Consider the following 13,147-nt stretch of genomic DNA (forward strand, 5'->3'; position numbering starts at 1 on the left):
TTTTTTTATTGCTTTCTAATGCTAAGACTTGCTGATTTTCTAGAAGCCTATTAAGTGTATTTATTTGTTCTTTATCTCTACTTGCCTGTTTCTTATATATGTCTAGTTGAATATATAACTGTTTTATTGTTTCATCTTTTACAGGATCATTATTTTCAGAATTTTTTTCATTTATTTTGCTTTCAACGTCAATGCTCTTTTTTTGATTTTTTTTTATTCTATTTACTACTACAATCTCATCTTCACTAGATAAGTAATTTACGTTATCAATTTTCTGAAATTTCACATTTGCTTTTTTAGCATTATTATAAACTGTCATTTTTGTCACATTTAGTTCGTCAGCAATTTTCTTCATACTTTTCATATAATAGCCTCCGTATAACTATATACGGTATTTATTATGCGTTATATAGTTATTATACTTAATACATCAATACTTTTATACTTATACATAAAAGGTATACATATAATTATACGAATACGATTTATCATCTTTATATACTTATTATATACCTTTTATACGTGCTACAATAGCTTTCTTTATATAAAATCCCATATCACTATATAAAAACAATATATAGCTTTTTATTATTCTTACAAGATATATACATTAAATATATATAAAAAATGTAACAAAGATTTGAAAAATGTTATTATAAATAGAAAGAAGCCCAACTACGGGAATAGTTAGGCCTCAATGGTAATAAAAAAGTTGTTTTTTGTATAGTTGTTGTATTCATATTATATATATTAAGAATTATTAGCGCAAGTCTAATACATATATACTTACTTATGACTTTTTATTACCTCTTTTAAAAATTTGAATATGAAAGAGGTTTTTGTATGTCTAATTTTAATATTAAAGAAATCCAAAAAGAAAAATTCTATCGATTGCCTAAAGTATTTTTTACAAATCCTAAATATACTAAATTGTCTAATGATGCAAAAATAACTTGGTCAATATTAAGAGATCGTTTAGATCTATCTATAAAAAATAATTGGATAGATGAAAACGGAGATATATTCTTTATATATACTAACGAAAAGTTAAAACAAATCCTAAATATTAGCAGCCCAAACAAATTATCTAAAATAAAAAAAGAATTAACTCGAGCTGATTTGTTTAGTCAAATCAGAGTGGGATTAAATAAACCAAATAAACTATATCTAAAAAAACCTGAAGTAACAAAAGCTGATGTATATTGTATTACACAACAAGAAAATGACGTAGAACAGCAGTATTCTACGGATGTATCAAATTCATACATCCAGAAATATGATAATGATACATCAGGAAATATCAAAATGATACATCATGATATATCAAAAAGATACACTAATGATACTGATTATAATGATACTGATTATATTAAGACTGAGAGTAATGATATGTATGATTTGAATGATAAGAAATTAACATATCCTAGTAATCACACAAACCATTCAAATCACTACTATTCAAAATTTAATGATGAAGCTTTAAAGTTTCAATTATTGGAAGAACTACCGCAAAGTATTCAAACTTATTTAAGTAATTTTTCTGTAGATGAAATTAAACTTATTAAATCTGTATTATTAAAAGCCAAGAAATCCTTTAACAATTCCATTGATACATATTACTTATTAGAAGACGTTGAAATAGAAATACTTCATGTTCTTAAACGCTTTAAAGCCATGCTTATTCAAAAAAACGAAACCGTTGAAGCAATGCAAGGATATCTCATGAAATCTCTTAAATCTGAATTTGCAGAAGTACATACGTTGAATAAGCGACGTGATAATTTACCAATCACTTCTTTATTTAATAGTTAATTAGAATATGGTTGGCCAACTTTATATTCAAGGAAATGTAATTAGGTACATAGATGGGACTAAAACTTTTCAGCTTTAGTCCTATCTTTTTATAAACAATTATTATTCATTGTAACTACGGCCAGCACTTTCTTTTATTAATCATATTAGTTATATAGTTCATCATCTACACCTTTTAATTTTTCAATTTCATTTTCTCTTGATCCTGTTTTTTACTTGTATAAGTATAATAAAACTAATATTTTTGATACTATTTTCAATTACTTGTCTATTCTCTTCTTCAAGTGAAAAAACCAAGATTTGTAGGTCTGATCAACTACTTCTTTTTAAATTTATTTGGCTTATTCGTATTAATATAGTTGGAATATATCCTTAACAATTCTTCTGTTTCATCAGGACTTAAATGCTCACATTCAAAATATTTTTCAAGCATTGCACCTTTTCGAATCAGTCTATGTGCTCTTTCTTTTCTATCTAAATTTTTTAATCTATGTTTTGTTAATTCTGCTTTTTCAATTTCAGCATTTATTTTTTTGAGATTTTTAAAATCATTCATCGTATCACTTACTATTCTGGTTAATTTTGTCTTCTGTTAAATTTTCGTTGTTCCCGTCGCTGCTATTTTGTTCGATATCTTTATTAAATTCTTCAATGACTTTATCCATAATTTTATACAATTCATCACTAGAGTTGATCATATTTAAATCAAGTTTGTTTAAAAAATAACCACCAATTTTATTAGTTAGTTGTGCTTCTTGTTGTTTCTTTTGCTCTTTCAGTTGTTCAATTTGTTGTTCTAATTGACTTAATTTCGTAATATCTGTTTGTTTGATTTTAGACATTAAAAAACTCCCTTAGTTTATCTATATAAAGCATACCATAATTCATTGGGTAAGTCGCTTATTCATGGTATAATATAACCAGTTCTTAAGATACTGCCCATTTATATGCAAATTAAAAATTGTCATAAAAATGGGCAATCCTATGTGTTGATTGTTATAGTTCCCACAGGGGTGTAAATAAAAAAAGAGAGGAGGTAAAATCATGGAGAAAGGTTACTTTATGTTAAGAGTGACTAACATTAATCGAGCAACTAAAAATATCGTTGCATCAGCGTCTTATCGTTCTGATGAAGCATTATATAGTGAACGAACAGATGAAAAAATTAAGTTTAGAAATCATAAAGTAAAGCCTGAAATCATGATTTTAACCCCTCAACATGCACCTGATTGGACTAATGATAGACAGCGTTTGTGGAATGAAGTCGATAAAGTTGAAAAGAATAATGCGAAAACGAAAAATCCTAGATTAGCAAAAGAAGTATTGTTAAGTTTGCCTAATGATTTTGATAGAGAGGTGCAAACTGAATTAACAAAAGATTTTATAAAAAGTGAGTTTGTAGACAAAGGAATGGTGGCTGATATTTCAATTCATAGAGATGATATGAACAACCCACACGCTCATGTTCTACTGACTCAAAGACCTTTTAATTCAGACGGTACTTGGGGAAAAAAGACAAAAACGAGAACACAATATGATGAAAATGGTAATGCTATTTTAAATCAAAATGGTAATAAAGTGAGAAAACAAGAACGTTTTGCCGACTTTGATTTCAAAGAAGTTCGTAAGCATTGGGAATTAAAATTAAACCAATATTCAGAACGGGAACAAAGTTTAAGACGATATGATAGTCGTTCTTTTGAAGATCAAGGTTTAGAAAAAATTGCCGAAATTCCACTGACAAGAGAAGAATATCGATTAGAAAAAAATGAACAAAAACGTTGTGAAAAAGAGGGCGTTGAGTACCAACCCGTTACTTATTACGGACAAAAAAATGAACAGATTAGACAATACAATCGTGGCGAATTATCAGAAGTATATAATGATAAAGAGAAAGAACAAGCACAAAATGCAATTAGATTACTTGTTCAAAACGCTAATGATCAAGTAAGCAAAAATGAACATAGTTATTCTATTTTATTTAATAGATATCAACGTGATGTTGGCTATATAGAGGCGAAAGAAACACTAAAAAATACGTTTGATAGTGCGTCTACCTTTGGTCGTAAAATTCAAAATGACTTACTTAAAAATGAAATTAAGAGACATCAATTGAAATTCTATGCTGACAATTATGATACTAATTATCAATTTAGAAGAGATATGGAAACTAAAGGATATAGTCAACAAGAATTTATTAATACTGTTAAATCTAACTATAAAGAATTACTCAATGAAAAGAATAAATTAGAAAGTAGAGAAGAAAAACGTAAAGAAATTTATCAATCAGCTAAAGATGTTTATTTAACTGAAAGTGAGAAAAATAATATAATTGTTCAGCAAATGTACCCTAAATCTCATAAACAATTTAGTAATGATGAGAAAGCATTTATTGTTGATGAGGCACAAAAAGGTAACTTTATAAAAGCAACTCATGTTCAATATCAATTTAAACAAAATAACAATATTCCTAATGATATATTGCTAGAAGATACTTATAAAAAAGCGAGTAAAGATATTTTCTTTAGTCAAAGACAGCTTAAAAATTTAGAAAAAGATAGCTTTGAATATAACGTTGAGTTGCAATTTATTAAGGAAAAAGAAAAAGAAATTGATAGTTATAAAGAACATATTGATGATGATTTAAGAATAGATATAGGCGATAAAAACTTTGAAAAAGTCAAAGACCAAACACCTAATGAGAAAGTTCAATTACTCATTAAACTTGAGAAATATAATAATGTCGATCAAGAAGAAGTTATCGAAAAACATATTAATCAAGTAGATAGAAATGATCATGACAATCGTATTGAACATGAAAATGAACAAACTAATCACATTCATTTACCAACGATAAATGCTAGTGACTTCCTTATGTATTATGCGAATGAAACAGAAAAACAAAACAATATTAATCATAAGAAAAAGAAGAAGAAACAAGATAGAAATAACCAAATGAGAAGATAGTAGGCCGTTGAAATGATACAAAGTTCATTCTTTAGTAATAAGAAACTTAACCCAATGTGGTACATTGACTTTATTTTAAAAATAACATTTGAAATTTATTATTATATATGGAATTTTAACTTATCAAATTGATTGAAACAAATGTCGGCATAGCGTGAGCTATTAAGCAGACTATTCGAAAAGTTTTGATATTGTTGAAGATCCAAGCTTCAATATCAATAAAGCAATTGGAATAAAGCAAAAAGGAGAATTGACTTTATGCAAGATGAATTTTCAAAGCAATTTGTGACTGGTCGAAGAATAAAAATGAAGTGTTGGGAATGTGGTTTTTCAACTTTGAAAATTGTAAGTAAAAATTGTCAAGACATGGAAAATTATAAAGCTTGTTCAATTATTACGAAGTGTGAAAATTGTAATGCTCATGACGATTTTTTTATAAATAAAGATTATTACGGATATATTGATGCAGATGTTAAGCCGTTAAGTGGGGAATGGAAGTTATAAAACTCCTTCGCATGCGTGGAAAAATTGGATTTGAATTTTTGGTTTTTGAAACGAGTTGAAAACGAGTTTCTTCTTGTCTTGATAGTTATTTAGTCATAAAATGACTTATCAGAAGTTATCTGTAACTCATCTAGTACAGATGATATAATATATAGGTCGCCTATCTCTCAGGCGTCAATTTAGACGTAGAGAGGAGGTGTATAAAGTGATGCTTATTTTCGTTCACATCATAGCGCCAGTCATCAGTGGCTGTGCAATTGCGTTTTTTACTCATTGGCTAAGTAAATGCAATAAAAAATAGGTGACATATAGCCACACCAACAAAAATCCCCTCACTACTCGCAATAGTGAGGGGATTGGTGTATAAGTGATTACTTATTTTCGTTATCTAAATTATAACACTGGTTAGTAGAGGAATGCAAAATTAGTATTTAATAGCGCATTAACAGCAGCCTTTATTATTATTTTGATCTTTATTTGTATTTTCTTTTTTGTTCTCTTCTTTTTCCTCAATTTCTACAGAGCAACAAGCTTGTTCTTTAGGTTTTAATTTAGAAATTGCTTTTTTAAATGCATTTTTTTCCATTATAACACCTCCTTTAATTATTAATTAACATCCACATGATGTGTCACAACATTCATTTTTATTAATTAGATTTTCGTTTTCATCTATAAATTCAAAAACTTCTTTATATGGTGCTTGCTTTAATATATTAAAGGTCTTTTCATATACAAATGTTCGTTCACCTCGTTCAAAAACATGGTCATCATCATCTTCAATGTGTTTAAATGGCCCTTTGTATATAACTGATTGTCCTTTATCAATACAAGGTCCTTCTTTACCTTTATGAGCTATAACAGTCATACTTCTAAAATCAATATCTTCAATAGTAGTCCATGTTTCTTCACGTTTATCAATTTCTACACCATAAAAACCTACATCTTCGAAAGAATCAACAAATGATTTTTCCTGAATAGCTCCTGAATAGCAACCACTCCACAAATTTTCATCTTGTCTCAATTTTTCTGGTACTTCTACATTAGAAACGATATCTGAAATAACTGCTTTACCTCCATTTTTCAAAACTCGGTAAATTTCTTTGAATAATGCTTCTTTTTCATCTGTTGAAACTAAATTTAAAACACAATTAGATATAACCACATCTATGCTATTATCTTTTATCATTGTCATTTCATTTTCTAAGTAATTAATATATTGATTGATAGATTGATAAGTATCTAAGTTACTAGCAGGGTGTTCTTGAATATATTTATCGAGTTCTTCTAAATTTAATTTTAAGTTTTGAATTTTTCCTTTATGAAAAATAATGTTGTCATAACCAATTCTTTCAATCATTTGATTTTGATATTTTTTAGCAAGGTTTAACATATCATCATTCATATCTACACCAATAACTTTACCTGTTTCACCAACGATTTGAGAAACTATATAAGGAACTTTGCCACCGCCAGAACCTAAATCTAATACTGTGTCTCCTTCTTTGATTTTGCTTAAAGGATCTCCGCAACCATAATCTTTCTCTATAATTTCATCTGGTATAAGCTTTAAATATTTTGTATCATATTCTACTGGGCAACATAAGTTTTCTTCGTGTTTTTTAGCTGCATTTCCATACCTATTGATTACTGAAGTTTCTTGATTCATTAATTTATCCTCCTTAAACTTAAACAATTATATTGATTATTAATCCTGTAGCAACAGCTACAACTAAAATTGCGATAACGAATGAAACTACAAATTTTTTCTTGAATAATTTAGATAATAATACAACTTCGGGAATACTTGCCCCAGCACCACCTATGATTAATGCAACTACTGTTCCTAAGGACATCCCCTTTGATACTAATGCTTCAGCTATAGGTAACATTGTTTCAGGTCTGATATACATAGGAATACCAATAACAGATGCAATAAATACAGATATAACGCCATCTCCACTTGCGTATTTTGTAATAAATGTTTCGGGTACAAATCCATATATGAATGCTCCAATAAATACACCAATAAATAGGTAAGGAAGCATTGGATATAAAAATGCCCACGCATCGTTTAATGCTTGTTTAAAACGAGATCCTGTTTTATTAGCAAAAAATCCATCGCCTTTAACATTTACTCCTTTATAACTTTTAGCTAAATTCATTTTTGAAAATACAAAACCTGTTAAGATACTAAATATTGCTAGTACAACAAAATAAACAGCAGCAACTTTCCAACCTAATAAAGCCCATAACATAAATAGCATTAATGGGTTCATCAATGGTGAAGCCATTAAGAAACTCATAGATGGACCAAAAGGTACTTTAGAATTTAATAATCCTGCGAGTATTGGAATAGTCGAACAGGAACAAAAGGGCGTTATCGCACCAAATATCATCCCTAAAAAATAATTGATTCCTTGGTTAGGCTGGCTTAACATGCTTTTGATTTTATCTTCCGAAACTACTTGTTGGATCAGACTTACAATAAAACTTACGATTATGAACAGTATTAATAATTCAAAAAATAGCATTAGAAATGTTTTTATAAATTCTATAATCGAATCTATCATTAGTATAACGCCTCCAAATTTATTTAATCAATATTTCTTGATTTATTAATCAAAAAAAATTGATTAATACTATGATAAAAAAGATACTTAAAGTATCTTACAGCAAGTATCTTCATTTAAAACTATCTGTATTTGTTGCTCATTAATTTGATAATAATTCCAAGTACCATGCTTTTCAGCACTTAATATATTTGCATCTACCAATCTTTTTAAATGGTACGAAAGTTTAGATTGTTTCAATCCTAATATTTCTTCCAAATCGCACACGCACAAAGACTTTGTATCACTTTGACGTATTGATTGTAAAATTTTAAGTCTAATCTTATCTGCAAGTGCATCAAATATCTTTTCATAAAAATCTAATTGTTCTTCTTTATGTACATCTGGATTGGTCTTGATTATTTCCATTTAATCACTTCCATTCTTATATTAGATAATTATTTAAGTCTTTCAACTGCTTGTTTAAAGTTATGTGCAGTTATTTCACCATATCTTTCAATATTGTTGTTAAAGAAAGAGTATTTCATATATGATACAGCTTCTTTTAAAGAAACTTCTCTTGATATCATAATTAGGTTTAAATAACTAACAAAATAATCAATAGATAATGTACTCGCATGATTTATTCTCATAAAATTGAATTCCTTTATAAAATACTAAAAACAATAAATCAACTTTTTTTGATATATTAACTATAAATTATTAATTAAATTTTTGCAAGCTACTGATTTATGTTATTTAGGGCACACCCTAATCATACAAATAGAGTTGTTGAAATTATCGCAACTTGTGACTTTACCTGCTAATTTAGAATAACTTTTCTTGATAAATGATAAAGCTCAATACATTCACTATTCCATTTTTTATATTTTTCGAAATTCCATTGATAAATTATAAAAGATCCCCTCATTTTCATTAAAATCATTTAATTTTTCTAAACAAATGGCCACTCTCATTATTGTGGATATGAGAGTGGCCATAAATTTTATTTGTTTACTTGTCTATTTAACAAAGGGGATTCTCATTGCATTTGTGAATAACTAACTAAATACTTTAAAGCTTTAAAATGATAGACATTAACGAGATTTTAGTTCGTCAGTTGTCATCCATTTATGATTTTTAACCATCTCATCGTTTTCTGTTGATTTATAATCCACCATATAAACGGTTGTTTTTTCTACATCATCAATTTGAGCTTCTGCACCTTTCATACCAGGCATATGGTCAGCTTCTAATTTAACTGTATCACCTTTCTTGAATCCATTTTCAGGGGCATCTGCAACTTCCTCATTAACGACCCATTTGTGATTATTAACTTTTTCATCACCATTTGTAGGTGTGTAACTCACGACATAAGCATAGGTTTTGTAAGCACCTTTAACTGTACCTTTAGCATTTTTCATACCAGGCATATGATCAGCTGTAATTGTTATTTTATCGTCCTTTTTATATTTACTGTCATCTGTACTTTTCATATTATCTGGGGCTTTACTTTCACTCTTATGATTCATATGTTTTTCTTGTTTTTGATCTTTAGAATTTTCTTCTTCTTCGTTACCAGTTGAACAAGCTGATAATACTAATCCTGAAGCTACTATAATTGAGCTCAATTTTTTCATCATATTGAATTCTCCTTATAAATTATTTTGTTACTTTTATTTGTCCCATCATTCCATTATCTTCATGCTCAAGTATGTGACAATGGAACATGTATGTCCCAGTATTTTTAAAAACCACTTCTATTTTGGCTTTTTGTCCAGGTTCCAGAGATATAACGTCTTTTTTGCCTCTCATATCTTCTGAAGGTTTCTTCCCATCCACTGATAAAACTTTAAATTGCGTTCCGTGGATATGGAACGGGTGCTTCATACCACCCATTTTATCTTTGACGTTTTCAATTTCCCAAGTTTCTTTCTGGTTTACCTTTTGTGTGAAATCTATTCTGTTAGGATCGAATTTTTTGCCATTAATAGTAACATTATCGTCCATACCTTCTAATTTGATTTTTTTATCTACTTTTGGAGTAGTGTCTTTGTTAGTACTTTTTTCTTTGTTAATAATTGGTAAAATTACTGTTTCATCATTATCAACAAGATTGACTTTTTCTTCTTTCATTTTAGATAAATCTATTACTATTTCTTTTCTTGCTGAAGGAGCTAAATTAATTTCTTTTAACTTTTTAGTCTTTTCTAAATGGCCGCCTTCTGAAGCAATATATTCAAAACTTTGATTATTACTTAGCTTAAGATTTAAATCCCGAGCATTGGAGCCATTTAAAAGTCTCAAACGTATTTTTCCTTCTTTTGTTGTTAATTTAGGATCTACTTTCCCATTCACAAGGACTGTATCACCTTGAGTACCATCTTCATCTTTCGTTTTTGTATAATTTAATTTTTTAGATACAAATGTTTTATCTTGGATTATTATAGGCAAATCATTTTTCCCATAATTGCTAGGATAATTATTCTTTTTGTCATCCTCTATATATAATAACCCTGATAAACCATTATAAACTTGTTTAGCTGTATTTGGGGAGGGGTGGGGATGATACCATAATGTAGCAGCCTCTTGTTTAACCTCAAATTTTATTGTTTTTTCTTTTCCTGGTTTTATAACTTGAGAAGGGCCTCCATCCACTTTTCCATCTATTTCTAACCCATGCCAATGAAATGTTGTATTTTCATCTAAGTTGTTGACTAACTTAATTTTAACCTTATCTCCTTTTTTTAATTTTAAAGTTGGCCCAAGTAAATTTCCATTGTATCCTAAAGTGTTAGAGAAATTACCTTTGTAAAATTCTGTCTTTCCTTTCTGCGCTTTTAATGTATAACTTTTATAACCATTGTTATCTTTTTTAGGATCTAAAACTTTGGGAAATGTTATTTCATTTTTTCCTTGTGAAGAATTCAAATTTTTTCTTTCGTCATGACTTTTCATATCCATCATATCATTTCGCTTTTGATCATTTTCTTTCATGTCCATCATGTTGTGCTTACCTTCTGCAAAAGTATCATTAGGAACCATAAACATTATAGAAAATAACGTAATTAAAATTGTGAACATTTTTTTATACATTATATTTACCTCTTTTATTTTAATTTTAATGTAAATGCATTAATTGCTACGATGATCGTACTTAAAGACATAAGTATTGCACCCACAGCAGGTGATAATATTAAACCAATAGAAGCTAATATACCAGCTGCAAGAGGAACTGCAATCACGTTATATCCTGCGCCCCACCATAAATTTTGAACCATTTTTTTCATCGTATTTTTTGAAAGGGACAAAAAATTGATAATATCAGAAGGATTACTTTTAACGAGTATGACATCCCCCGATTCAACAGCTACATCTGTCCCTGCGCCAATTGCCATACCAATATCTGCTCTAATAAGGCTTGGCGCATCATTGATACCATCACCAACCATCATGATTTTGCTACCATTGCTTTGATAATCTTGGATAATACTTTCTTTATCTTCGGGCATCAATTGCGCGTGGACATCACTAATACCTAATTCTTCAGCCACTGTTTGTGCCACTTCTTTATTATCGCCTGTAAGCATGACTGGCGTAATGTTTCTCGATAATAAATCCGAAACCATTTGTTTTGAACTTTCTTTAATTTTATCGCCTTGTGCGATAATACCAATAACTTGTCGGTCATGAATTAGATAACTAATAGAATTCCCTTGTTGAGCGAGATTCGTAAATTGTTCTTTATTATAATCAAAATTGCTTTTATCGAGATAAGAAACATTCACTATTTTGAGTTTTTTATTATCAACTGTGCCTTCTAAGCCTACACCTGGAATATTATTAACTTCTTGAGGAGTAGCATATGAAATATTTTTGCCTTTAGCAAAATCAACAATACCAGTGGCAAGTGGATGATTAGAATTACTTTCTAATGAAGCAAATAGACTCAATATTTCTTCATTATTTAACTCGTCTGTAAAACTTTCATAGTGATTCACTGAAAAGTTACCTTCAGTTAGTGTCCCAGTTTTATCCATCATGATGTAATCAATGTGTTGTGCGATTTCTACAGATTCTCTGTTTTTAATGATTAAACCATTATGTGCGCCTATAGAGGTAGAACGTGCTGTAACTAAAGGTATTGCCAAGCCTAATGCATGTGGACAAGCAATGACTAATACGGTTACTAGCCGTTCAAGTGCGAAATCGACGTTGTTTTGAATAAGCATCCATACAATAAATGAAATCAGGCCAATACTTACTGCAAAGTAAAACAAATAACCTGCGACTTTATCAGAGAGGAGTTCAGCTTTTGACTTATCATTTTGAGCTTGGTTAACAAGACCCATAACTTGAGATAGGTAGCCATTTTCACCCGTAGCAGTCACTTTAACTTGTACTGTACCTGAACCATTAATTGAACCTCCAATAACATCATCATTATGAGTTTTATGAACTTTTTTTGATTCGCCAGTAACTAATGATTCGTCAATTGATGTTTCTCCTTGAACAATGATTCCGTCTGTGGGTATACTTTCGCCTGCTCTGACTTCCACAATATCGTCAATATGAATATCTGATATTTTAACTTCTTCTCGTTGATTATTATCAATCAGCTTCACTGCAGTATTAGGTAAAAGTTCTGCCATTTTCTTCAGTGCATTGCCTGCATTACCTACTGCGTTCATTTCAATCCAATGACCTAATAACATGATTAAAATTAAAGTCGCTAATTCCCAGAAAAAGTCCATTGTATGTGTGGATGAACCACTGAAGTTATTCATATAAAAGGCGTATAAACTATAAATATAAGCTACTGAAATACCTAGAGCAACAAGCGTCATCATTCCAGGTTTTTTAGTTGAAATTTCATCTTTAGCCCCTGATAAAAATGGCTTTCCTCCGTAAAAGAATAAAATTGTAGCAAGAATTAATACAATCCAATCTGACCCTGTAAATGAAATTTGAAACGGTAATTTAACTCCCATCATGGGCGATAAAATAATAATCGGTATCGCAAAAATCAAAGAAATAAAGAATTTACTTTTAAAATTTCCATGATGGTGATGTTCATGATTACCATGACTAGTGTGATTTTCATGTTCTTGATGACTATGATGCTCATGATTTTGGTGTTTTTTGTTATTCGACAAAATTAAACCTCCTAATTTTATATTTTTAAAGATAGTAATAAGACAATTTGAGTATAACATATACGGTATAGGGGTATATACCATTTGACTTTTTTATTTTGTAGTGTACAGTGTTATTTTACTTGCTATATGAGAATGTTTTAACTTTATAAATAAGAA

General features: G+C 29.3%; 14 protein-coding genes and 1 pseudogene. 4 read left to right on the forward strand and 11 right to left on the reverse strand.

What is annotated here, in order from left to right; all coding sequences use genetic code 11:
• A pseudogene (locus tag KA909_RS11055) lies at positions 1–364 on the reverse strand (DUF536 domain-containing protein); the annotation flags it as partial.
• A 479-nt stretch (positions 365–843) separates the two neighbouring features.
• Here KA909_RS11055 and KA909_RS11060 point away from each other — a divergent pair.
• Entirely contained in the window at positions 844–1,812 is a 969-nt protein-coding gene (locus tag KA909_RS11060; RefSeq protein WP_210130212.1) for a replication initiator protein A, read from the forward strand.
• Between the two features lie 316 nt (positions 1,813–2,128).
• Here KA909_RS11060 and KA909_RS11065 read toward each other — a convergent pair whose 3' ends face one another.
• Both KA909_RS11065 and KA909_RS11070 read right to left on the reverse strand, forming a co-directional pair.
• Positions 2,129–2,368, reverse strand: coding sequence for a DUF3847 domain-containing protein (locus KA909_RS11065; RefSeq protein ID WP_210130213.1), 240 nt, complete (start codon positions 2,366–2,368; stop codon positions 2,129–2,131).
• Positions 2,369–2,372: 4 nt separating this feature from the next.
• Positions 2,373–2,654 (reverse strand): hypothetical protein, encoded by a 282-nt coding sequence (locus KA909_RS11070; protein ID WP_204185468.1) that lies wholly within the window; start codon positions 2,652–2,654, stop codon positions 2,373–2,375.
• Positions 2,655–2,856: 202 nt separating this feature from the next.
• Here KA909_RS11070 and KA909_RS11075 point away from each other — a divergent pair, with 202 nt between their 5' ends.
• From KA909_RS11075 to KA909_RS11085, 3 genes are all read left to right on the forward strand, one after another.
• Positions 2,857–4,779 carry a MobA/MobL family protein gene (locus KA909_RS11075; RefSeq protein ID WP_210130214.1) on the forward strand — a complete coding sequence of 641 codons (1,923 nt, stop codon included), beginning with the start codon at positions 2,857–2,859 and terminating at the stop codon, positions 4,777–4,779.
• Between the two features lie 258 nt (positions 4,780–5,037).
• Positions 5,038–5,283 (forward strand): hypothetical protein, encoded by a 246-nt coding sequence (locus KA909_RS11080; protein ID WP_210130215.1) that lies wholly within the window; start codon positions 5,038–5,040, stop codon positions 5,281–5,283.
• A gap of 205 nt (positions 5,284–5,488) precedes the next feature.
• Entirely contained in the window at positions 5,489–5,584 is a 96-nt protein-coding gene (locus KA909_RS11085) for a type I toxin-antitoxin system Fst family toxin (RefSeq protein ID WP_002387633.1), read from the forward strand.
• A gap of 141 nt (positions 5,585–5,725) precedes the next feature.
• Here the strand turns inward: KA909_RS11085 and KA909_RS11090 are convergent, their stop codons facing one another.
• From KA909_RS11090 to copB, 8 genes are all read right to left on the reverse strand, one after another.
• A complete protein-coding gene (locus KA909_RS11090) occupies positions 5,726–5,869 on the reverse strand; it encodes a hypothetical protein (RefSeq protein ID WP_107362890.1) in 144 nt (47 codons plus the stop codon).
• A gap of 24 nt (positions 5,870–5,893) precedes the next feature.
• On the reverse strand, positions 5,894–6,949 hold the full coding sequence (locus tag KA909_RS11095; protein WP_210130216.1) for a methyltransferase domain-containing protein: 1,056 nt from the start codon (positions 6,947–6,949) through the stop codon (positions 5,894–5,896).
• A gap of 19 nt (positions 6,950–6,968) precedes the next feature.
• The gene (locus KA909_RS11100) at positions 6,969–7,853 is read right to left on the reverse strand and encodes a permease (RefSeq protein ID WP_210130217.1); all 885 of its coding nucleotides are present in this window, start codon (positions 7,851–7,853) and stop codon (positions 6,969–6,971) included.
• A gap of 87 nt (positions 7,854–7,940) precedes the next feature.
• Positions 7,941–8,261: an ArsR/SmtB family transcription factor gene (locus tag KA909_RS11105; protein ID WP_070829977.1), complete on the reverse strand. Its 321-nt coding sequence runs from the start codon at positions 8,259–8,261 to the stop codon at positions 7,941–7,943.
• Positions 8,262–8,290: 29 nt separating this feature from the next.
• Entirely contained in the window at positions 8,291–8,485 is a 195-nt protein-coding gene (locus KA909_RS11110) for a hypothetical protein (RefSeq protein WP_070829978.1), read from the reverse strand.
• Positions 8,486–8,929: 444 nt separating this feature from the next.
• On the reverse strand, positions 8,930–9,475 hold the full coding sequence (locus KA909_RS11115; protein ID WP_002510756.1) for a YdhK family protein: 546 nt from the start codon (positions 9,473–9,475) through the stop codon (positions 8,930–8,932).
• A 19-nt stretch (positions 9,476–9,494) separates the two neighbouring features.
• Positions 9,495–10,928 carry a multicopper oxidase family protein gene (gene mco / locus KA909_RS11120; RefSeq protein WP_210128130.1) on the reverse strand — a complete coding sequence of 478 codons (1,434 nt, stop codon included), beginning with the start codon at positions 10,926–10,928 and terminating at the stop codon, positions 9,495–9,497.
• A gap of 14 nt (positions 10,929–10,942) precedes the next feature.
• Positions 10,943–12,988 carry a copper-translocating P-type ATPase CopB gene (copB, locus tag KA909_RS11125; protein ID WP_095256753.1) on the reverse strand — a complete coding sequence of 682 codons (2,046 nt, stop codon included), beginning with the start codon at positions 12,986–12,988 and terminating at the stop codon, positions 10,943–10,945.
• Positions 12,989–13,147 lie beyond the last annotated feature (159 nt).

The sequence above is a fragment of the Staphylococcus sp. GDX8P54P genome (genome assembly GCF_017893165.1).
Taxonomy (GTDB): Bacteria; Bacillota; Bacilli; order Staphylococcales; family Staphylococcaceae; genus Staphylococcus; species Staphylococcus borealis.